At 54.7% G+C, this 19,762-nt stretch carries 22 protein-coding genes; 5 read left to right on the top strand and 17 right to left on the bottom strand.

Annotation, left to right across the window (positions count from 1 at the left end; genetic code table 11):
- Positions 1-14 precede the first annotated feature (14 nt).
- From cvpA to pdxB, 8 genes are all read right to left on the bottom strand, one after another.
- On the bottom strand, positions 15-503 hold the full coding sequence (gene cvpA, locus ACLJRS_RS18655) for a colicin V production protein (protein ID WP_000262102.1): 489 nt from the start codon (positions 501-503) through the stop codon (positions 15-17).
- Positions 504-813: 310 nt separating this feature from the next.
- On the bottom strand, positions 814-1,488 hold the full coding sequence (gene dedD, locus ACLJRS_RS18660; RefSeq protein ID WP_000157039.1) for a cell division protein DedD: 675 nt from the start codon (positions 1,486-1,488) through the stop codon (positions 814-816).
- Entirely contained in the window at positions 1,478-2,746 is a 1,269-nt protein-coding gene (gene folC, locus ACLJRS_RS18665) for a bifunctional tetrahydrofolate synthase/dihydrofolate synthase (RefSeq protein WP_000792278.1), read from the bottom strand. Before folC ends, dedD begins: the two co-directional genes overlap by 11 nt.
- A 67-nt stretch (positions 2,747-2,813) precedes the next feature.
- Positions 2,814-3,728 carry an acetyl-CoA carboxylase, carboxyltransferase subunit beta gene (accD, locus tag ACLJRS_RS18670; RefSeq protein ID WP_000118383.1) on the bottom strand — a complete coding sequence of 305 codons (915 nt, stop codon included), beginning with the start codon at positions 3,726-3,728 and terminating at the stop codon, positions 2,814-2,816.
- 149 nt (positions 3,729-3,877) lie between these two features.
- A complete protein-coding gene (locus ACLJRS_RS18675) occupies positions 3,878-4,537 on the bottom strand; it encodes a DedA family protein (protein WP_000364318.1) in 660 nt (219 codons plus the stop codon).
- 48 nt (positions 4,538-4,585) lie between these two features.
- The gene (truA, locus tag ACLJRS_RS18680; RefSeq protein WP_000016631.1) at positions 4,586-5,398 is read right to left on the bottom strand and encodes a tRNA pseudouridine(38-40) synthase TruA; all 813 of its coding nucleotides are present in this window, start codon (positions 5,396-5,398) and stop codon (positions 4,586-4,588) included.
- Positions 5,398-6,411: an aspartate-semialdehyde dehydrogenase gene (locus ACLJRS_RS18685; RefSeq protein ID WP_001289141.1), complete on the bottom strand. Its 1,014-nt coding sequence runs from the start codon at positions 6,409-6,411 to the stop codon at positions 5,398-5,400. The genes truA and ACLJRS_RS18685 overlap by 1 nt, the downstream gene beginning before the upstream one ends.
- A 67-nt stretch (positions 6,412-6,478) precedes the next feature.
- Positions 6,479-7,615, bottom strand: coding sequence for a 4-phosphoerythronate dehydrogenase PdxB (gene pdxB / locus ACLJRS_RS18690; RefSeq protein ID WP_410957880.1), 1,137 nt, complete (start codon positions 7,613-7,615; stop codon positions 6,479-6,481).
- 103 nt (positions 7,616-7,718) lie between these two features.
- Between pdxB and flk the strand changes: the two genes are divergently transcribed.
- Positions 7,719-8,720, top strand: coding sequence for a flagella biosynthesis regulator Flk (flk, locus tag ACLJRS_RS18695; protein ID WP_000553395.1), 1,002 nt, complete (start codon positions 7,719-7,721; stop codon positions 8,718-8,720).
- On the opposite strand, the gene ACLJRS_RS18700 is transcribed toward flk, so the two are convergent.
- Together ACLJRS_RS18700 and ACLJRS_RS18705 are read right to left on the bottom strand one after the other, a co-directional pair.
- Positions 8,717-9,895, bottom strand: a complete 1,179-nt coding sequence (locus ACLJRS_RS18700; RefSeq protein ID WP_000127733.1) for an MFS transporter — start codon at positions 9,893-9,895, stop codon at positions 8,717-8,719. The two genes, flk and ACLJRS_RS18700, sit on opposite strands and share 4 nt — an antisense overlap.
- A 179-nt stretch (positions 9,896-10,074) precedes the next feature.
- Positions 10,075-10,449 (bottom strand): hypothetical protein, encoded by a 375-nt coding sequence (locus tag ACLJRS_RS18705; RefSeq protein ID WP_001051261.1) that lies wholly within the window; start codon positions 10,447-10,449, stop codon positions 10,075-10,077.
- Positions 10,450-10,621: 172 nt separating this feature from the next.
- Between ACLJRS_RS18705 and ACLJRS_RS18710 the strand changes: the two genes are divergently transcribed.
- From ACLJRS_RS18710 to ACLJRS_RS18720, 3 genes are all read left to right on the top strand, one after another.
- Positions 10,622-10,870: a transcriptional regulator gene (locus ACLJRS_RS18710; protein WP_000433426.1), complete on the top strand. Its 249-nt coding sequence runs from the start codon at positions 10,622-10,624 to the stop codon at positions 10,868-10,870.
- Positions 10,871-11,038: 168 nt separating this feature from the next.
- Complete coding sequence (locus tag ACLJRS_RS18715; RefSeq protein ID WP_000118257.1) at positions 11,039-11,407, top strand: NlpC/P60 family protein; 369 nt, start codon at positions 11,039-11,041, stop codon at positions 11,405-11,407.
- Positions 11,407-11,925: a YbjP/YqhG family protein gene (locus tag ACLJRS_RS18720; RefSeq protein WP_000847542.1), complete on the top strand. Its 519-nt coding sequence runs from the start codon at positions 11,407-11,409 to the stop codon at positions 11,923-11,925. The genes ACLJRS_RS18715 and ACLJRS_RS18720 overlap by 1 nt, the downstream gene beginning before the upstream one ends.
- Before the next feature lie 66 nt (positions 11,926-11,991).
- Here the strand turns inward: ACLJRS_RS18720 and ACLJRS_RS18725 are convergent, their stop codons facing one another.
- Together ACLJRS_RS18725 and fabB are read right to left on the bottom strand one after the other, a co-directional pair.
- A complete protein-coding gene (locus ACLJRS_RS18725; RefSeq protein WP_001142902.1) occupies positions 11,992-12,648 on the bottom strand; it encodes a CPBP family intramembrane glutamic endopeptidase in 657 nt (218 codons plus the stop codon).
- A gap of 97 nt (positions 12,649-12,745) precedes the next feature.
- Positions 12,746-13,960: a beta-ketoacyl-ACP synthase I gene (gene fabB, locus ACLJRS_RS18730; RefSeq protein ID WP_000817159.1), complete on the bottom strand. Its 1,215-nt coding sequence runs from the start codon at positions 13,958-13,960 to the stop codon at positions 12,746-12,748.
- A 159-nt stretch (positions 13,961-14,119) separates the two neighbouring features.
- On the opposite strand from fabB, the gene mnmC reads away from it, so the two are divergent.
- Positions 14,120-16,120 carry a bifunctional tRNA (5-methylaminomethyl-2-thiouridine)(34)-methyltransferase MnmD/FAD-dependent 5-carboxymethylaminomethyl-2-thiouridine(34) oxidoreductase MnmC gene (mnmC, locus tag ACLJRS_RS18735; protein ID WP_000816111.1) on the top strand — a complete coding sequence of 667 codons (2,001 nt, stop codon included), beginning with the start codon at positions 14,120-14,122 and terminating at the stop codon, positions 16,118-16,120.
- Positions 16,121-16,171: 51 nt separating this feature from the next.
- Here the strand turns inward: mnmC and ACLJRS_RS18740 are convergent, their stop codons facing one another.
- Genes ACLJRS_RS18740 through aroC form a run of 5 tightly spaced genes read right to left on the bottom strand, consistent with a single transcriptional unit; the run spans position 16,172 to position 19,750 of the window.
- The gene (locus tag ACLJRS_RS18740) at positions 16,172-16,447 is read right to left on the bottom strand and encodes a YfcL family protein (RefSeq protein WP_000559749.1); all 276 of its coding nucleotides are present in this window, start codon (positions 16,445-16,447) and stop codon (positions 16,172-16,174) included.
- A 32-nt stretch (positions 16,448-16,479) separates the two neighbouring features.
- Positions 16,480-17,028, bottom strand: a complete 549-nt coding sequence (locus tag ACLJRS_RS18745) for an elongation factor P hydroxylase (protein ID WP_001089210.1) — start codon at positions 17,026-17,028, stop codon at positions 16,480-16,482.
- On the bottom strand, positions 17,028-17,837 hold the full coding sequence (locus tag ACLJRS_RS18750) for a sulfite exporter TauE/SafE family protein (RefSeq protein WP_000368599.1): 810 nt from the start codon (positions 17,835-17,837) through the stop codon (positions 17,028-17,030). Before ACLJRS_RS18750 ends, ACLJRS_RS18745 begins: the two co-directional genes overlap by 1 nt.
- Complete coding sequence (mepA, locus tag ACLJRS_RS18755) at positions 17,837-18,661, bottom strand: penicillin-insensitive murein endopeptidase (protein WP_000750428.1); 825 nt, start codon at positions 18,659-18,661, stop codon at positions 17,837-17,839. The genes ACLJRS_RS18750 and mepA overlap by 1 nt, the downstream gene beginning before the upstream one ends.
- Before the next feature lie 3 nt (positions 18,662-18,664).
- Positions 18,665-19,750 (bottom strand): chorismate synthase, encoded by a 1,086-nt coding sequence (aroC, locus tag ACLJRS_RS18760; protein ID WP_000918456.1) that lies wholly within the window; start codon positions 19,748-19,750, stop codon positions 18,665-18,667.
- Positions 19,751-19,762: the final 12 nt, after the last annotated feature.

Here is a 19,762-nt window from a genome sequence, read left to right on the forward strand (position 1 = left end):
CATCTCAGAACCTGTTACGTCCTGGGCAAGAAACTCGACGAGCTTTGCAGATAGTCAAAGAACCATCTGATGATGAAGCTGAACTGCGGGATGAGCTGCGATTTGCTCCAGTCTTCGCTTTTCGACAAGCCGGTAAAGGTATCAAGGAAGAACAGAATGGCGGCGACAATCAGCGCGCCTCGCAGTGCGCCGAAACAGATCCCCAACACCCGGTCAGTTCCCGACAGGCCGGTCTTTTCTACTAGCTGACCTATCACAAAATTCACGATAGCGCCGACGATAAGCGTCGCGATAAACAGTACCGCGATAGCAATCCCATTACGAACCAGTTCGTCTTCAAAGCCCGTAAACCAGACAGACAGGTAAGTGTAGTAGTGACTGGCGACAAAGAAAGCACAACCCCACGTCACCAGCGATAACGCTTCACGAACAAAGCCGCGGATCAGGCTAACCAGACAGGAAAAAGCAATCACCGCGATAATGGCGTAATCAATCCAGACCATAGATGTCCCACGATTTTACGCCCTGTCGTCCTGTTCGGGGCGCATTCTAACAGAAAAAGAAAACGTTTGCGTAGGGATTTCCTTCCCACGCGTAAATAAAAATGGCGCTGAAAAAATATTCAACGCCATCACACTTTTTATCTCTTCGGGCACGACCAGAAGAGCTGCCATCGGCCTGATAAGCGCAGGATACCAGGTTTATTCCTTCTGCCGGATGGCGGCGTAAACGCCTTATCCAGCCTACAGGACTTCGGCTATTACCAGATGAACACCGTAGGCCTTAACGCTGCGCAGTCGGGCAAAACGCGCCTTAGTTCGGGCTATATCCCATCACCACGCCGCTTAACCCGGAAATCTGCTTGAGCTCGCCAAGCGATCCTTTCATCTTATCTTTCGACGCATCCGGCCCGACGAGAATACGGGTTATTTTACCCTGTACCGGCGTTGAGGGGGAAGTATAAACCCGGAACCCGGCGGAACGAAGCTTGCCGACTATCTCGTTGACTTTATCCGCATTTTTCAGCGCGCCCAACTGTACGACATAGGCTTTGCCGGTCGGCGCAGGTTTATCGTCGGTAGCCTGTTGCGGCGCGGGCGTCGGCGTGGAAGCGGCGACAACCGGCTGTTGCGGTTTAGGCTGCGGCTTCGGCTTTTCAACCGGCTTCGGTTTAGGCGTCTCCACCGGTATCGGATCAAGCTCGACATTGTTAGACGCCATGCGCGACGGGTCCAGAGATGGCGCTGCCGCATCTCCCGCCCGCACCTCTTCAGCCGCCCCTTCCGGCGGCTGTGTCGGCAGCGCCTGCGTTGCGGCAGGCATCATATCCGGCTCATCGCGGTCGCCAGGCTTCGGTACCAGTGGAATCGCAGCAAATTCATCCTGATAATGCTTTTTCTGTCCGTCCAACAGACCGGGAAGCACAATAACCCCCAGCGCGACTAACACAATCGTGCCGACTAAACGATTCTGAAACTTACTCGCCACCGATTCTCCCCGCGTCTATCACTTCCATAACATGTGCGACGGTGTGGAACGATCCGCACACCAGCACGGTATCTTCTGGCTGCGCCGCGTCGATAGCGGCCTGCCATGCCTGCGCGACGCTATCATAGACATTCCCTTTCCCCAGATGTTCCAGAAGTTGTTCCGCCGTCGCGCCGCGCGGCCCCTCTAACGGAGCACAATACCAGTCGTCAACCACGCTTTTCAACCAGGCTAACGTGCCAGCGATATCTTTATCATGCAGCATACCAATCACCGCAAGCACGCGCCCGCGTTTCGGCAACATTTTCAGACGACCCGTCAGGTATTCCGCCGCGTGGGGATTATGGGCGACATCAAAGATAACGCGCGGCGACTCACTCACGATTTGAAAACGTCCCGGCAAGGTAGCCTGCGCAATACCGTCACGAATCGCCTGCTCGTCAATGTTCAACCTGCTGGCGCGCAGCGCGGCCAGAGCGGTGGCGGCATTCGGTTGAGGAACCTGCGGCAACGGCAGTCCGGCAAGCGTGCCGTCACCATCGGTAAACGCCCACTGGGTCGCTGTCACCTCATAACGCCAGTCAACGCCGCGACGCCGCAACAGCGCGCCGGTCTCCTGCGCGACATCCGCGATGGTTGCCGGCATTTCCGGTTCGCCGACGATAGCGGGTTTCTCCGCACGAAAAATCCCGGCCTTCTCGCGGCCGATACTTTCGCGATCCGGCCCCAGCCAGTCAGTATGGTCAAGCGCGATGCTGGTAATTACCGCTACATCGGCATCCACAATGTTCGTGGCGTCCAGGCGCCCGCCCAACCCGACCTCCAGAATCACCACGTCAAGGTTAGCCTGTTTAAACAGCCACAATGCCGACAACGTACCATATTCAAAATAGGTCAATGAAATATCGCCGCGCGCCGCTTCTATTTCCGCAAAGGACGCGGTATGCGCGGATTCCGCTAATTCTTTCCCCTGCACGCGCACGCGCTCGGTGTAACGTACCAGATGAGGCGAACTATAGACGCCCACACGGTATCCCGCCGCGATTAACACCGACTCCAGCGTTCGACAGGTCGTACCTTTACCGTTGGTTCCCGCAACGGTAAAAACGAACGGCGCAGGCTTGAGGATGTCCAGACGCGCTGCCACCTGGCTTACGCGCTCAAGGCCTAAATCGATACTCTTGCTGTGCAGGTTTTCCAGATAAGAAAGCCACGAGGCCAGGGGCGACGCAGCTTGAGGTATAGATTTGTTTTTCATTGATTCCGCTGCTTCTTTACGGTGAAAAGCAAAAGGGCAGAGCCTGCGGCCCTGCCCTTTTCAGTTATCAGGCCTCAGACTCCTGATCCGGCGCCGGAGGCACCACCACGCCTTCACGCGGGGCGTCCGGGTTCGGCGCGGGCAGATTCATCAGCTTCGCCAGAATGCTCGCCAGCTTCAGGCGCATTTCCGGGCGGCGAACTATCATATCAATAGCGCCTTTTTCGATCAGGAACTCACTGCGCTGGAATCCCGGCGGCAGTTTTTCGCGAACGGTCTGTTCGATAACGCGCGGGCCGGCGAAGCCAATCAGAGCTTTTGGCTCGGCGATGTTGAGATCGCCCAGCATCGCAAAACTGGCGGAAACGCCGCCCATTGTCGGATCGGTCAATACCGAAATGTAGGGCAGACCACGTTCCTGCATTTTAGCCAGCGCCGCCGAGGTTTTCGCCATCTGCATCAGCGACATCAGCGCTTCTTGCATACGCGCGCCGCCGGAAGCAGAGAAACACACTAACGGACAGTTGTCTTCCAGCGCCTGTTCAACGGCACGAACGAAGCGTGCGCCAACGACAGACCCCATTGAGCCGCCCATGAACGCGAATTCAAACGCGGCGGCGACAACCGGCATACCGTGAAGCGTCCCTTTCATGACCACCAGCGCGTCTTTCTCGCCGGTTTCTTTCTGCGCGGACGCCAGTCTGTCTTTATATTTTTTGGAGTCGCGGAACTTGAGCACGTCTTTTGGCTCCAGCTCGCTACCCAACTCCACAAGGGAACCTTCATCTAACAGGCTATGCAGGCGATTGCGCGCCGACATGCGCATATGATGGTCACACTTAGGACAGACCTCAAGATTACGTTCCAGCTCAGCGCGGTATAAAACCTGACCGCAGCTATCACACTTGGTCCACACCCCTTCAGGAATGCTAGCCTTGCGGGTGGGAGTAATGTTGCTTTTAATTCGTTCAATCCAGCTCATTGGTGACCTTTCTGCCTGAACCTTAGTCAGCTTTATTATAAGGGGCGCATAATGCCATTTTTGCCCCCAACAGACCATGAATGTTGCACATTAAAACATAACAGCCCGAAACTTTGGATAAAAAAGTGGTCGAACCGCTGAGTTACTTTCTATTTTGCGGCACGCGACGCAGCGCGCTTATGCCGGACAATCTCAATGACGCCAGGTAATATCGAAACCACGATAATCCCCACAATCAGCAGCTTAAGGTTATCCTGAATCAACGGTATCGTACCGAAGAAATAACCGGCGTAGGTAAAGAGCAGCACCCATAGCAGCGCGCCGATGACGTTATAGGCGGCAAAATGCCGATAGGACATGTGCCCCATCCCTGCCACAAACGGCGCAAAAGTTCTGACGATCGGCACGAAGCGAGCGAGAATGATAGTTTTACCGCCGTGTTTTTCATAAAACTGGTGGGTTTTATCCAGATAACTGCGGCGGAAAATTTTCGAATTCGGATTACTGAACAGTTTTTCGCCGAACAGTCGACCAATCGTGTAATTTACCGCATCGCCGACAATTGCGGCGATCAGCATTAACGCCACCATGACATGCACATTGAGATCGTTGGTTTCCAGCGAAGCCAGCGCCCCGGCGACAAACAGCAGCGAGTCGCCCGGCAGGAACGGCGTGACGACCAGGCCGGTTTCACAAAACAGAATCAAAAACAAAATAGCGTACACCCAGACGCCGTACTCCGCGACCAGCTCCGCCAGATGCACATCGATGTGCAGAATAAAATCAATAATAAAGTAGATCAGGTCCATATTTGTCTTTGCCTTTCTACCCGACACGTTTCGGGTGTACGATTCGGATTAGTCCGCCAGAAATAGCGGGCCCATTGGCGGTTTTGGAAGGTCAAACCGGTCAGGGTAATCCACCGCAACCAAATATAGCCCCTCCGCCTTCGCCGTTGCCGCCGCCAGCGTTCTGTCCCTGGCCGCTAACAGCTCTGCGATCCAGCTCTCCGGCTGGTTGTGAGCGCCTACTTCCAGCAGGCTGCCGACAATATTCCTGACCATATGATGAACAAAGGCATTCGCTTTGATATCGACCACCACATAAGGGCCGTGGCGGGTAACGTTGATGTGCATCACATTACGCCACGGCGTGCGCGACTGGCACTGCACCGCGCGAAACGAGGTAAAATCATTTTCGCCAAGCAGACACTGCGCCGCGCGATGCATCCGCTCTGCATCCAGCGGCTCATAGTAATGCGTCACGCCTTTTGCTAATACCGCAGGACGCAGTCGATGATTGTAGATGATATAGCGATAACGGCGAGCCGTAGCGCTAAATCGCGCGTGAAAATCATCCGGTACAGTTTTCACCCAGCGCACGGCAATGTCACCAGGCAAATTCGCATTTACCCCCAGCGTCCATGCCGCATCTTTGCGCAATGCGGTCGTTTCGAAATGGACAACCTGCCCGGTGCCGTGAACGCCGGCATCGGTACGCCCGGCGCAGAACACGTTAATAGGTTCATTTGCCACCTGCGAGAGCGCTTTTTCCAGCTTTTCCTGCACGCTGCGCACTTCATTCTGACGCTGCCAGCCATAATACTTGCTGCCGTCGTACTCAATACCCAGCGCAATTTTATAGACCGGCGATGATTGCTGTCCGGACATCAGTACAGATACTCCTGCACCAGCTTCTCCGCAATTTTAACGGCCATCAGCGCGCCGCCGAAACGCACGTTGTCCGCCACTGACCAGAACTGAATTTGTTCCGGCATACCGTAATCATTATGCACACAGCCAATAGAAAGCTGTGGATTGCCGGAAGCGTCGCCCACCTGCGTCGGGTAATCCGTCTCTTCTGACAGTACGATATCTTCACCGCGGGAAAATGCCTCGCGCGCCTCTTCCGCCGCCAGCGGACGGAGCGCTTCAAAGCTCACCATCTGCGCATGGCCATAGAACACCGGCGACTGCACGACACTGGCGGAGATCATCACGCCATCGTCCTGCAAAATTTTACGCACTTCATCGACGATACGACGTTCCTGGCGCACGCTGCCTTCACGATCCGGCAGCAGCGGCAGCATATTGAACGCTAACTGGCGGCCAAAGAAATCATCTTCATCAATCGGTATGCCGTTAAGCAGCTTCGCACTCTGTCCGGCCAGCGCATCGACCGCTTTTTTCCCCTGTGCGGACGCTGATAACATACTGGTGACGGCGATGCGCGACAGTCCCCCCTGATCGATTAACGGCTTGAGCGCCGCCAGCAGTTGACTGGTCAGACTATCGGCGACCGCAATCACGTTACGGTTACGGTAATCCGCCAGTACATACGGGTTAACTTCCGGCACGACCAGCGGCACATCAGGCTCCAGCGCGAACAGACCGCTGGAATCTATCACCAGGCAACCTGCATTGGTCGCGTCGTCTATCCAGGCAGCCGATGCCTCTGCGCCGGCAACGAAAAACGCCAACTGCGCCTGCGTCCAGTCAAAGTCCGCCGCATCCTGGACAATGACCGACTTGCCACCAAAACGGAGGTGCTCGCCCGCGCTTTCATGACGCGCCAACGCATAAATTTCACCGACCGGGAACTGGCGTTCAGCCAGTGTTTCAAGCAGGGCTTCGCCTACGGCGCCCGTTGCGCCCAGAATGGCAATGTTCCAGCCTTCAGACATGGTGATTTACTCCAGAAATACATAAGCGTCCCTGTCGCATTATTCGACAGGGAGCATTAAGAAGACATTAATGTGCCGGGTGATGAACAGCGTTAAAACCTAGCTTACACAGCAAGGCGGCTGCCGTTTCGTCGTCACACATCACGTATAAAGACGACCATTCACGGCGCTCAAGATAATTTTTACGCAATTTATCAAATTCACCCGGAATTCCAGCGACTTTACGCAGCGGCGCATCGTCGCGGCGCACATCATACACCAAATGCGCCAGTCTTTTCAGCGTCGGTTGATCCAGCGGGCCGTGAAGCGTAATACGACCAAACTCAGGCGCAGGCAGTAATGTCTCCAGCGCGACACGATGCTCGCGGCCGATAAACGCGCTATACGCCTCAAAGACCTGGGTGGTGCCGCGCGCTTTGCCTTCCAGCGTATAGCCGGCAATATGCGACGTGCCGATATCCACGGCTTCCAGTAGCGCGACGTTAAGATCCGGTTCGCCCTCCCACACATCAAGCACCACGCTCAGCGGCTGCCCGGCATTAAGTCGCGCCAGCAACGCGGCGTTATCCACCACCGGACCGCGGCAGGCGTTAATGAGAATGGCGCCGGGTTTCAGTCGACGGATCAGCGTCTCATCGGCCAGATGCAGCGTTTTGTACGGTCCGTCTTTATAGAGCGGCGTATGGAAAGTCAGGACATCCGCTTCCTGCACCAGCTCATCCAGCGTACGAAAATCACCCTCGTCCCCGCGTGCGGCGCGTGGCGGATCGCACAGCAACGTACGGATACCCAACGCTTCAAGCCTGGTCTGTAGCCGGCTTCCAACGTTACCCACGCCGACAATCCCTATAGTGCGATCGCGTAACGAAAAGCCGTCACGTTCGGCCAGCATCAACAGCGCGGAAAACACATACTCCACCACGGCGATAGCATTACAGCCGGGCGCGGCTGAAAAACCGATGCCCGCCTGCTTCAGCCATGCCTCATCCACATGATCGGTGCCTGCCGTAGCAGTACCAACGAAGTTAATCGGCGTGCCGCTCAGCAGCGATTCATTCACTTTCGTGACCGAACGCACCATTAACGCATCGGCATGGTTCAATTCTTCAACGGGGATCGGGCGACCCGGCACTGCCTTTACCTCACCCAGGCGGCTAAATAATTCGCGGGCGTAAGGCATATTTTCATCAACGAGAATTTTCACGACTGTCGTACCTGTTTGAGAACGAGAGTTAACCGGACAAGTGTGCCATAATCTGGCCGCCAGGCATATATTGCTCAGATTTATGGTTAAAGGATAATTAATTATGCATCCCATCTCCGGCGCCCCCGCACAGCCTCCAGGCGAAGGGCGTAATCCTCTTTCCGCTGCGAGCGAGCAGCCGCTTTCCATGCAACAGCGTACGGTACTGGAAAGGCTGATCACGCGCCTGATTTCACTGACCCAGCAGCAAAGCGCGGAAGTATGGGCCGGAATGAAACACGATCTGGGGATAAAAAATGACGCGCCGCTACTGTCGCGCCACTTCCCCGCCGCTGAACAGAATCTTACCCAGCGTCTGGGCGTAGCGCAGCAAAATCATGCCAATCGTCAGGTGCTTTCACAGCTAACAGAGCTGCTTGGCGTCGGGAATAATCGTCAGGCCGTCAGCGATTTTATCCGTCAGCAATACGGTCAAACCGCGCTTAGCCAGCTTACGCCCGATCAACTCAAAAACGTGCTGACGCTTCTGCAACAAGGGCAGCTTTCCATTCCGCAGCCGCAGCAACGTCCGGCAACGGATCGGCCATTATTGCCTGCTGAACATAATACGTTGAATCAGTTGGTGACGAAGCTGGCGGCCGCGACCGGCGAGTCAAACAAACTTATCTGGCAATCAATGCTGGAACTCTCCGGCGTGAAAAGCGGCGAGCTCATTCCGGCAAAACAGTTTACCCATCTGGCGACATGGCTACAGGCGCGGCAGACGCTGTCACTACAACACGCGCCTACGCTACATACGCTGCAGGCTGCGTTAAAACAACCGCTGGAACCGGACGAACTCACAGCGATCAAAGAGTATGCCCAACACACTTATCAAATTCAGCCGCAAACGGTGCTGACCACCGCCCAGGTGCAGGATTTACTTAACCATATTTTCCTGCGTCGCGTAGAGCGGGAGGCGGATGAGCTCGAACCGCTCTCTATTCAACCCATCTACCGCCCGTTTGCGCCGATGATTGAAACCGTGAAAAATCTGTCTGCGCGACCAGGCCTGTTGTTTATCGCGCTAATAATTGTACTGGCGCTTTTCTGGCTGGTTTCTTAACCGCGCCGGAACGATAATATCGTCACCAGGATGCCAACCACCGCGGAGATCGCTCCCGCGAGGAATACGGAAGGATAGCCGCATGACGTGGCCAGCATGCCCGCCAGCGGGCCGGTAACGCCGTAGGAGATATCCTGAAACGCGGCGTAGCCGCCGAGCGCCGTACCGCGTACCTGTGCAGGTACGCGTTTCACAACCTCCACGCCCAGCGCCGGGAAAATCAGTGAACACCCTGCCCCGGTGAGCGCCGCGCCTACCAGCGCTATCCAGGCCGTCGGCGCCAGCCACAAGAGCAGCAACCCTGCCGTCTCAACCAGCAATGAGACAACGGCGACCTTCACGCCGCCAAAGCGGTCCGGCATCCAACCGAACAATATGCGCATCAGTACAAACGCACCGCCAAACGCGGTCAGGGTGAATCCCGCCATCGTCCAGCCATTGCTGACAAAATAAAGTGAAATAAACGTACCGATGACGGCAAAGCCCACGCCCTGCAATGCCAGGCCCAGGCCCGGTTTCCAGATAAGCCCGACCACGCTCCACAGTGAAGGTCGCTCCCCCGTATACGCAGGCACTTTACGCACGGTGCCGTTGAATGCCCAGGCAAGCAGCGGTAAAACCATCGTCGTCCCCGCCAGCGCCGCGAAGCCAAAGTGGCTATGGATCAGCAAGCCCAACGGCGCACCGGCCGCCAGCGCGCCGTAAATCGCCATCCCGTTCCACGACATCACCTTACCGGAACGCGTTGGGCCAACCAGCCCCAGTCCCCAGGTCAGGGTTCCGGTCAGCAGCTGGCTTTCGCCAAATCCGAGGATCAAACGCCCGACAATAAGCAGCGCGAATTTTACCGGCGCGGAAACCGGCAACAGCGCGGCCAGGAGCCAGGCGGCGCCCGCCAGCCCGCAGGCAAGCATCCCCTGTAACGCCGATCGTTTAGCGCCATATTGATCCGCCAGCCGTCCGGCATAGCCGCGCGTCAGTACCGTCGCAAAAAACTGAATGCCCACGGCGATCCCAACCATCGTATTGCTATAGCCCAGTTCGTGATGAACAAAAAGCGGGATGACGGGTAACGGCAGGCCGACCGTCATATAGGTCAGGAAAACCGCAAAGGCGATGCGGAACAGCGAAAAATTCGCAGACGGGGTCGTTGTTTTTTGGCTAACTGCTGTCATGCATTACTCCAGAATGCAGAGTAAGGCGGGGAAAGGCCACGCCCCCCTCTACCTGAACGTCAGGATTAAGGTGCGTTGGATAACGTTAAACGCTTACGCATTATCGGAAGGATAATGTAGAGAGTGAAGTCTGCCTGTGAGACGCGAAACTTGTCAACCTTGAAATTGCAGCCAGGGTATCAACGTGGCGGCGTGTCATCAAACAGAAAGGGAAAGACCGCTTTCATTCCTCTCACCTTAAACCGTCCGGTCACCTGCTTGCGCTGTTCTGGCGTCAGTAACCTGAACATCATCTCCCAGATATCTTCAGGCTCCGCTTCCTGTAAGGAAATGGGTTCTGGCGTCGGTTCCTCTCCGCTGTCGTCAAGATAACGATGAACATAAAGAGGGAAAACAGATATATGAAACTCCTCAGCCTTTGATTTAACACGCTTACGCCTGACCCCCGCTTTCCCTTCGCTGTACTTATACAAACGTTCGCGAACCGCAGGCTCGCTTCCCGGAAACCCCGGTAAGCCAAGACATTCCTTAACCGTGAACCATTCCTTTGCCATCGGTTTCTTTCCTTTCCCCTGATGAAATAAAAATATTTCTTCTTTTTCGCGAAATTTCGCTTTCTTTCTGGCACTATTCTTAGCGTGAAAAAGAAAGTAACTTTCTTTTTCACGCGCTAATTTTTACCTTAAAAATATCGGTGCCGATAACACATCTTCTTAGGATTACAGAATGGAACCAAAAAGCCAAGACTGGCATCGTGCAGATATTAAAAGTGCACTTGAAAAAAGAGGTATTACGCTCAGAGATCTTTCTCGTCAGGCTGGTTTATCACCTGATTCACTGCGCAATGTCTTTACCCGTTCCTGGCCGAGAGCTGAACGGATTATTGCGGACGCGCTGGGCATCACGCCGCAAGAGATCTGGCCGTCGCGCTATGATGATATGCAAATAAAAAATGATGCCGATACCGCAGAATAATAGTTAATGTTGAATAAATTAGCCCTAACTTATCAATCTCAACAATTAATAAATATTTAAACTTATTATATTGAAAATAGTAATAGCACGATCTGTCATGCTTCCCGAATCAAATACTGTTAAAGCATTACGTCATTGCTATTACGTATTTTATTAACAGGAATCATTATGAGTTGGGATAAAAGAGTGGCGGTTAATTATGCCAAAACGCATGCAGGTTCTCATTCTCAAGGCCGGTGTGCGGAATTTACCCGAAAGGCAATTCAGGCGGGCGGTATCACGCTGGGGCATACGTATCATGCGAAAGATTATGGCCCAATGTTAAGAAGCGCCGGATTCACCGCTATTGGCACCTATGAAATGCCGCGCGAGGGTGACGTCATCATTATTCAACCTTACGCTGGCGGAAACCCGAGCGGTCACATGGCGATATACGATGGCGCAGAGTGGTATTCGGATTTTAAACAACGCGATATGTGGGCCGGCCCGGGCTACCGGGCAGCCAGGCCCTCATATACCATCTACAGGAAGAATTAATGAAAACGTTCTCCCTTGTCGCGCTTATCCTGTTGCTTTGTAGTTGCTCTGCGCCTCATCACGACAGTACGCAGGCCGTGAAGCAGTTCTATACCTCATGGATGACGACGTTCACGAACGATGTGAATACCCCTGACGACACCACCGCCTTAATGCAACGTTACGTTGCTAAAGAGGTTATTCATCGCCTGGCGCTAATACAGTCCCTTTATGAACAGGAGATTGTGGGGGCAGATTATTTTATGTATGCGCAGGACTATGCGCCAGAGTGGATTCCACAGTTACGGGTTGGGAAGGCACACCCTTTCCTCGGCGGAGAAAAAGTGGATGTTCTGTTGGGCACAGAGTCAACGCCCATCCACCTGGAAGTTTATACCCGTTGGGAAGAGGGACGCTGGAAAATTTACCGCGTTCGGGATGCTGACAGGGGTTATGAACAGCCGATTTATGACGCAGGCGCCATCACCCAGGCTGAGGCCTGGTCAGCGAAAGTCGCGCCGGAATATAAGAAGCATTAAAAAAGGGAACCGCCATCGGTCTCTTGTTCGTACCGGAGAGGTTAAAGCGCCTCTTGCATCAGGCGCTTATTCCGTCGCTGAAAACAGTAAGCCGAAAATAACCCAGGCATTATTTAAAATATGAAGTATTATCGGTATCATTAACCCTCGACTTCTCATTCGAACAACGCATAATATCGATGAAAAAACAAACAGATAAACAAAAGTCACCGCAAAGAGATATTGTGTATGCATAATAGCAAAAGCGAGTGAGGTAATAATAATACCGGAAACTCTTGAGTACCGACCCCAACCGATACTGCTGTTTAATAAAAACCCTCTGAATATAATTTCCTCCGCCACAGGAGCCAGAAAGCACATCGCCAGCGTGTTAAGAAATTTATGAAGAAAAAATTGCCTTGATAACTCGGCCATCCAGGGTTCCGGGCCACTAAAAGCATTGTAGAGAACGGTAAGGCACACCAGGGCCAGCGCCGGAACAAAACACTCCACGAATGATAAGCGACCCAATGATAAAAACGGGTAATACTTTGAATAAATACTCCAGGCGGCAATCGCATAGACAAAAACAATACTATATATAAAAGGCGCAGCCAGACCTCCCAAATAAAGCCAGGCATAGGAAGGCGAAAATGAGGCAAAAACAAAAATGCCGAACAAACCAAATAAAACAGCCACACAACTCAAACTATGCCTAATTTTATCTAATGTATTAGTTGGCATTTATAGAATATCCATATAATTTGTTGTTCCCTGAATGAAAAAACAGGTCGCATTAGCGACCTGTTTCATTATTGATACTACAACGTAATAGTCAGGCTTACAACTTACGCATCACCAGCGTGGCGTTGGTGCCGCCAAAACCGAAGCTGTTAGACATTACAGTAGTCAGTTCACGCTCGGTCGTTTCGGTCACGATGTCCAGACCCGCAGCCTGCTCATCCAGCTCTTCGATGTTGATGCTCGGCGCGATAAAACCGTGCTCCAGCATCAGCAGAGAGTAGATAGCTTCCTGCACGCCTGCGGCACCCAGCGAGTGGCCGGTCATCGCTTTGGTTGCAGAAATTGCCGGGCTGTTATCGCCAAACACTTCACGGATTGCACCGAGTTCTTTCACGTCGCCTACCGGAGTAGAGGTACCGTGAGAGTTCAGGTAGTCGATCGGCGTGTCTACGCCGTGCATCGCCATCTGCATGCAACGTACTGCGCCTTCACCAGACGGAGCAACCATGTCTGCGCCATCGGATGTTGCGCCGTAACCGACGATTTCCGCATAGATATGCGCGCCGCGCGCCAGAGCGTGTTCCAGCTCTTCGACAACAACCATACCGCCACCGCCCGCGATGACAAACCCATCACGGTGCGCATCATAGGTACGGGACGCTTTTTCAGGCGTATCGTTATATTTGGTGGACAGTGCGCCCATCGCATCGAACTCACAGGCCATTTCCCAGCACAGCTCTTCGCCGCCGCCAGCAAAAACGATGTCCTGTTTGCCCAGTTGGATCTGTTCAACCGCATTACCGATACAGTGTGCGGAGGTCGCGCAAGCGGAGCTAATGGAGTAGTTCACGCCATAAATTTTAAACGGCGTAGCGAGGCAGGCGGAAACGCCGGATGCCATTGCTTTCGTCACCACATACGGGCCCACGGCTTTCAGACCACGCGGGCTACGCATGGCGTCTGCGCCAAAGACCTGGAATTTCGGGGAGCCGCCGCCGGAACCTGCAATCAGGCCGACACGCGGGTTATTCTGATAGACTTCCGGCGCCAGACCGGCGTCGGCCACTGCCTGCTCCATAGACAGATAAGCATAGATGGAGGCGTCGCTCATAAAGCGCACGACTTTGCGGTCAATGAGGCCAGTGGTATCCAGTTTTACGTTGCCCCATACCTGGCTACGCATGCCGGCGTCCTTCAGCTCCTGAGAGAAAGTGATCCCTGAACGTCCTTCACGCAGAGATGCCAGGACTTCCTGCTGGTTATTACCGATGCTGGAAACGATGCCCAGGCCAGTAATCACTGCACGTTTCATTCAATACCTCTGTAATTCGCACTATTTTTAAGTTTCGATTGGCACAATAGCGTACACTTGTACGCCGAACAAGTCCGATCAGCCATTTAGTACGGAAATTTGCGCCATCAGGCACACATCGTTAAGATCGCGATACCGCCCGTCAGACGAGTAACTTACGTGAAACAATACGCCATACAACCCGCCACACTCGAATTTAACGCTGAGGGTACACCTGTTTCCCGAGATTTTGATGATGTCTATTTTTCTAATGACAATGGACTCGAAGAGACACGCTACGTTTTTCTTGGCGGCAATCGTCTTACGGAGCGATTTCCCGTACATTCACATCCATTATTTATAGTCGCGGAAAGCGGTTTTGGCACCGGACTCAACTTCCTGACGCTGTGGCAGGCGTTTGACAGCTTTCGTTCTGCGCACCCACAGGCGACGCTGCAAAGGTTACATTTCATCAGTTTTGAGAAATTCCCGTTAACGCGCGACGATCTGGCGCTGGCGCACCAACACTGGCCGGAGCTCGCGCCCTGGGCAGAGCAGCTGCAGGCGCAATGGCCGCTGCCGCTCCCGGGGTGCCACCGACTATTGCTGGATCGGAGCCGGGTGACGCTGGATTTGTGGTTTGGCGATATTAATGAGCTGACCGACCAACTGGACGCCACGCTGAATCAAACAGTCGACGCCTGGTTCCTCGACGGTTTTGCCCCGGCTAAAAATCCGGATATGTGGACGCCAAACCTGTTTAACGCGATGGCGCGGCTGGCGCGGCCCGGCGCAACGCTGGCGACGTTTACCTCGGCGGGCTTCGTTCGTCGGGGATTACAGGAAGCCGGTTTTACCATGCAAAAACGCAAAGGCTTCGGGCGTAAACGCGAGATGCTTTGTGGAGTGATGGAACAACACCTCATGCCGACCCTTTCCGCGCCCTGGTTTTACCGCAGTGGAAGCGAAAAACGTGAAACGGCGATCATTGGCGGCGGCATTGCCAGCGCGCTGTTATCACTGGCGTTACTGCGTCGCGGCTGGCAGGTGACGCTCTATTGCGCAGATGATCAGCCCGCCCAGGGCGCTTCCGGTAATCGACAGGGCGCGCTTTATCCGCTCCTTAGCAAACATGACGCCGCCATTAATCGCTTTTTCCCGACCGCATTCACCTTTGCCCGTCGCCTGTATGATGCCCTGCCCGTCTCTTTTGATCATGACTGGTGCGGCGTAACGCAGCTCGGATGGGATGAGAAAAGCCAGCAGAAAATTGCCCAGATGCTGTCCCTGGCGCTGCCCGCCGGACTGGCCTCGGCGCTCAATGCCGAAGAGGCGGAACAGGCGGTTGGCGTGACGACACGCTGCGGAGGAATTACCTATCCGGCAGGCGGCTGGCTGTGCCCGGAACAATTAACTCGCGCAGTCATCGCACTGGCGACCGAACAGGGTTTACAAACGCGCTTTCGCCATACGCTCACGTCGCTCGTTGCGCAGGAGTCGCGCTGGCAACTGCGCTTTACGTCAGGTGAAACCGCCAGCCATGAGACCGTCGTTCTGGCGAACGGCCATCAGATTAACCGTTTTGATCAGACCCAGCCGCTGCCGGTGTATGCCGTCGGGGGGCAGGTCAGTCATATTCCCACCACCCCCGCTCTCTCGGCGTTGCGTCAGGTGTTATGCTACGACGGCTATCTGACGCCGCAAAATCCGCATAATCAGCAGCACTGTATTGGCGCCAGCTATCACCGGGGTGACGAAAGCACCGTCTGGCGCGAAGAAGATCAGCGTCAGAACCGACAGCGTCTGCTTGACTGTTTTCCGGATGCGAAATGGGCCACAGAGGTTGACGTCAGCGGCAACAGCGCCCGTTGCGGCGTGCGTTGCGCCACCCGCGACCATCTGCCGATGGTGGGCAATGTCCCGGATTACCACGCCACGCTGACGCATTACGCCGATTTAGCCGATAATAAAACGTCGGCGGCGCCTGCGCCTGTGTATCCGGGTTTATTTATGCTCGGCGCGCTGGGATCGCGCGGTTTGTGCTCAGCGCCATTATGCGCAGAAATTCTGGCGGCGCAGATGAGTAACGAGCCGATTCCACTGGATGCCGGTACGCTGGCGGCGTTAAATCCAAATCGGTTATGGGTGAGAAAGTTATTGAAGGGAAAAGCGGTGAAGTAATGGGTCAGTCAATAGCGGAAGGCGGCAAGCGTCGCCTTCCGGCCCACGGCGTTATTGTTTTGCCTTGTCGAACAAATTGTCCCACATCGCTTTGACTAACGCCTGATCGCGCGGCGACAGTTCACCGGCGCCGATCGCTTTTTCCAGACTTTGGCTAACGTTGGCATAGACCGCCTCGACGGAGTGGTCATCACCGCTCTCCAGCTCGGCAATGGCTAACGTCAGGTGGCCACGCAGGTATCCACTGGCAAAAAGCTCATCGTCGCTGGCGTGTTCTACCATATCGTCAATTAATGCCAGAATGCGTGATTCAAACTCCGCGATCATCTTCTTTCCTCATTGTAAACGTGGCGCTGGCTTTAAATAAGCGCTTCCGGCCACGGGAACTGTTCCGCCTTAAGTTCGGGCGTGTGATAGTAATTCTGTAGCGCTTTGATGAAGCGGGCCGGACGTTCAGGAATGCCCTGCTCCAGATACGCCATTACCTGCGCATGAACCCGGCGCTGAAACGCCACGCGATCCGGCTCAATATCGCCTTCCAGATTGTCGCAACTGACGTTAAAGGGATACCCCGCCGCCACGCAAAACAACCAGTCGAAAGCCTGTGGCTTCACCTCAACGTCTTCAAATTGACTTTGGGTCTGCGCGTCGCGTCCGTCCGGGCAGTACCAGTAACCAAAGTCAACCAGTTCGCGGCGCGCCTTACCGGCGATACACCAGTGAGAAATCTCATGCAGCGCGCTGGCGTAAAACCCATGCGCAAAGACGATGCGGTGGTACGGTACCTGCGCGTCAGCAGGAAGATAGATCGGTTCGTCGTCGCCTTTAATCAGACGGGTATTAAATTCTTCGGCAAAGCAGCCGTTAAAAATCTCAATTAACTGTTCGTAATGGTGCGTACTGTTCATTAATTCATCCCCAACCAGTGGAGGATCTCCTGTCCGTGGCTATCATAAAGTAACCTGGCGCTCATTACCGCCGAGACAATAACGATCATCGGTCTGATAAGTTTTTGGCCTTTGCTCAACACCAGACGCGACCCCATTCGCGCCCCTAAAAACTGACCAACCAGCATCACGAAGCCCGTCGCCCAGATCACTTTGCCGCCGATGATAAATAACAGCAGGCCGCCAACGTTGGAAGTAGCGTTAAGCACTTTGGCATGTGCCGTGGATTTCGCCAGGTTATAGCCACATAAGGTGACAAACGCCAGAGCGTAAAACGACCCGGCGGCAGGCCCGAAAAAGCCGTCGTAAAACCCGACGCATCCCCCGGCTATCAGCGCGAACGGTAATCCATACAGGCGGCGCTGGCGATCTTCCTCGCCCAGCTTCGGCATCAATAAAAAATAGAGGCCGATGAAAATCACCAGGATAGGCAAGATCTGGCGCAAAATATCCGCCTGCACGTGCTGCACCAGCAGCGCGCCGCTCATCGAGCCAATGAACGTCATCAGAATATTGAGCTTTTGCTCGGCCAGGTTTACCACTTTACGGCGAATAAAATAGAGCGAAGACGAGAGGGAGCCGCCGCACGCCTGTAATTTATTGGTCGCCAGCGCGTTTGCCGGCGACATCCCGGCGGCCATCAGCGCAGGGATAGTGAGCAGCCCTCCGCCCCCGGCGATAGAATCGATAAATCCTGCCAGTACGGCGACAAAAAACAGCACCACCAGCAGCAGCGGGGAGACCATAAACAGATCATAAAAATTGTCCATCAGAGTACATGCTCATCCAGTAGCGCCTGGCAGGAAGGCGGCAGCGGCGGCGGTGTCTTCTTCTCAGGCTTTGTGGTGCCAGGTTTTGGCGGTTCGAACCAGCTTTGCAGTTCAGCGCCGCATCCATCGCCCGGCGGGGGTAAAGGTTGATCTTCGCACTCCAGGCTGTCGGCAGGGCAGCGTAAACGCACGTGCATATGCGCGCGATGCTGGAACCAGGGGCGTACTTTACGTAGCCAGTCACGATCGTTTCCGGCATCGAGGCAAAGCTGTTGTTTAATAGCCGGATTGACGAAAATACGGGTGACGTCATTGTCTTGTGCTGCCAGTTTGATCAGACTGGCGATATCCGACGACCAGCGCGACGGCACGACGTGTTTACCGTCGCGGGACACCAGATCTAACGCCTGCGGGCGCAATAGCTGCGCCTGGCTCCAGCGCGTTTTCGGCAACTGCAAGAAAATATCCACATCAAGCCCGGTCTGATGACTGGCGTGTCCGCCATTAAAGCGGCCTCCGGCAGGCATCCCCATGTCGCCTATCAGGACGGTTCCGAGCCCCCGTTGCTGCGCCTGATGACTCAACCGCTGGATAAACATGACCAAGTCCGGGTGGCCGAAATAACGGCGCTGATCGGTGCGCATCACCTGATAATTATCGGACTGTACCGGCAACGTGTCGGCGCCAATGATGCATCCGTTGGCAAAGCTACCAATAGACTGGGCGGCGCCGGGGACAGGATGAGTTATTTTCTGCCACGGCGTCGCCGCCAGGCTGGCGCTACTGACAAACCATGCCAGCAGCGCAATCGCGGTTTTTTTCATTTCTTACCAGCGTGGAATCTCTGTCTTTACATCCGCATTCTGTGCCCGATGGCGCAGCAGGTGATCCATCAGCACGATCGCCAGCATGGCTTCTGCGATCGGCACTGCGCGAATCCCCACACACGGATCGTGGCGCCCTTTGGTGATCATTTCGACTTCTTCACCTGCCCGGTTGATCGTACGTCCCGGCACGGTAATGCTGGAGGTAGGTTTCAGCGCCATATGCGCCACAATGTGTTGCCCGCTACTGATGCCACCGAGGATGCCGCCAGCGTGGTTGCTCTGAAAACCCTGCGCCGTGATTTCATCGCGATTCTGGCTGCCGCGCAGCGCCACCACGTTAAATCCTTCGCCGATCTCCACGCCTTTCACCGCATTAATGCTCATCAGCGCATGGGCGATGTCCGCATCCAGTCGGTCAAATACCGGTTCGCCAAGCCCTGCCGGCACGCCGCTCGCCATCACCGTCACTTTCGCGCCGATGGAGTCACCCTCTTTTTTCAGCGCGCGCATCAGTTCGTCCAGCGCGTCAAGTTTGTCCGCATCGGGACAAAAGAACGGATTAAGCTCAACCTGACGCCAGTCTTTAATCTCCAGCGGAATGTCGCCCATCTGGGTCAGGCAGCCGCGGATTTCGATGCCGAACTTTTCCGCCAGGTATTTCTTGGCGATCGCCCCTGCCGCTACGCGCATCGCGGTTTCACGCGCGGAAGAACGTCCACCGCCACGGTAATCGCGCAGGCCGTATTTCTGCTCATAGGTGTAATCCGCGTGTCCCGGACGAAAAACATCTTTAATCGCGCTGTAGTCCTGCGAGCGCTGATCGGTGTTTTCAATCAGTAGGCCAATGCTGGTGCCGGTCGTCACGCCATCAAACACGCCGGAGAGAATTTTTACCTGGTCCGGTTCGCGGCGCTGGGTAGTATAGCGCGAGGTGCCGGGGCGGCGTCTGTCGAGATCGTGTTGCAGATCGGCCTCCGTCAACGGGATGCCGGGCGGCACGCCATCGACGATACACCCAAGCGCCAGCCCGTGTGATTCGCCGAAAGTGGTTACGCGAAAGAGTTGTCCAATTGTGTTTCCTGCCATCACGGCTCCGTT

This window comes from Salmonella sp. SAL00670, assembly GCF_046552235.1.
Classification (GTDB): Bacteria; Pseudomonadota; Gammaproteobacteria; order Enterobacterales; family Enterobacteriaceae; genus Salmonella; species Salmonella enterica.

Coding starts and splice junctions, on each gene's coding strand:
- ACLJRS_RS18715 (WP_000118257.1), top strand. CDS start 11,039: ATGAGTTGGGATAAAAGAGTGGCGGTTAATTATGCCAAAACGCATGCA.
- cvpA (WP_000262102.1), bottom strand. CDS start 503: ATGGTCTGGATTGATTACGCCATTATCGCGGTGATTGCTTTTTCCTGT.
- fabB (WP_000817159.1), bottom strand. CDS start 13,960: ATGAAACGTGCAGTGATTACTGGCCTGGGCATCGTTTCCAGCATCGGT.
- ACLJRS_RS18705 (WP_001051261.1), bottom strand. CDS start 10,449: ATGGCAAAGGAATGGTTCACGGTTAAGGAATGTCTTGGCTTACCGGGG.
- ACLJRS_RS18685 (WP_001289141.1), bottom strand. CDS start 6,411: ATGTCTGAAGGCTGGAACATTGCCATTCTGGGCGCAACGGGCGCCGTA.
- ACLJRS_RS18720 (WP_000847542.1), top strand. CDS start 11,407: ATGAAAACGTTCTCCCTTGTCGCGCTTATCCTGTTGCTTTGTAGTTGC.
- folC (WP_000792278.1), bottom strand. CDS start 2,746: ATGAAAAACAAATCTATACCTCAAGCTGCGTCGCCCCTGGCCTCGTGG.
- mepA (WP_000750428.1), bottom strand. CDS start 18,661: ATGAAAAAAACCGCGATTGCGCTGCTGGCATGGTTTGTCAGTAGCGCC.
- ACLJRS_RS18725 (WP_001142902.1), bottom strand. CDS start 12,648: ATGCCAACTAATACATTAGATAAAATTAGGCATAGTTTGAGTTGTGTG.
- ACLJRS_RS18700 (WP_000127733.1), bottom strand. CDS start 9,895: ATGACAGCAGTTAGCCAAAAAACAACGACCCCGTCTGCGAATTTTTCG.
- ACLJRS_RS18745 (WP_001089210.1), bottom strand. CDS start 17,028: ATGAACAGTACGCACCATTACGAACAGTTAATTGAGATTTTTAACGGC.
- flk (WP_000553395.1), top strand. CDS start 7,719: ATGCATCCCATCTCCGGCGCCCCCGCACAGCCTCCAGGCGAAGGGCGT.
- ACLJRS_RS18710 (WP_000433426.1), top strand. CDS start 10,622: ATGGAACCAAAAAGCCAAGACTGGCATCGTGCAGATATTAAAAGTGCA.
- truA (WP_000016631.1), bottom strand. CDS start 5,398: ATGTCCGGACAGCAATCATCGCCGGTCTATAAAATTGCGCTGGGTATT.
- ACLJRS_RS18750 (WP_000368599.1), bottom strand. CDS start 17,837: ATGGACAATTTTTATGATCTGTTTATGGTCTCCCCGCTGCTGCTGGTG.
- ACLJRS_RS18675 (WP_000364318.1), bottom strand. CDS start 4,537: ATGGACCTGATCTACTTTATTATTGATTTTATTCTGCACATCGATGTG.
- ACLJRS_RS18740 (WP_000559749.1), bottom strand. CDS start 16,447: ATGATCGCGGAGTTTGAATCACGCATTCTGGCATTAATTGACGATATG.
- accD (WP_000118383.1), bottom strand. CDS start 3,728: ATGAGCTGGATTGAACGAATTAAAAGCAACATTACTCCCACCCGCAAG.
- aroC (WP_000918456.1), bottom strand. CDS start 19,750: ATGGCAGGAAACACAATTGGACAACTCTTTCGCGTAACCACTTTCGGC.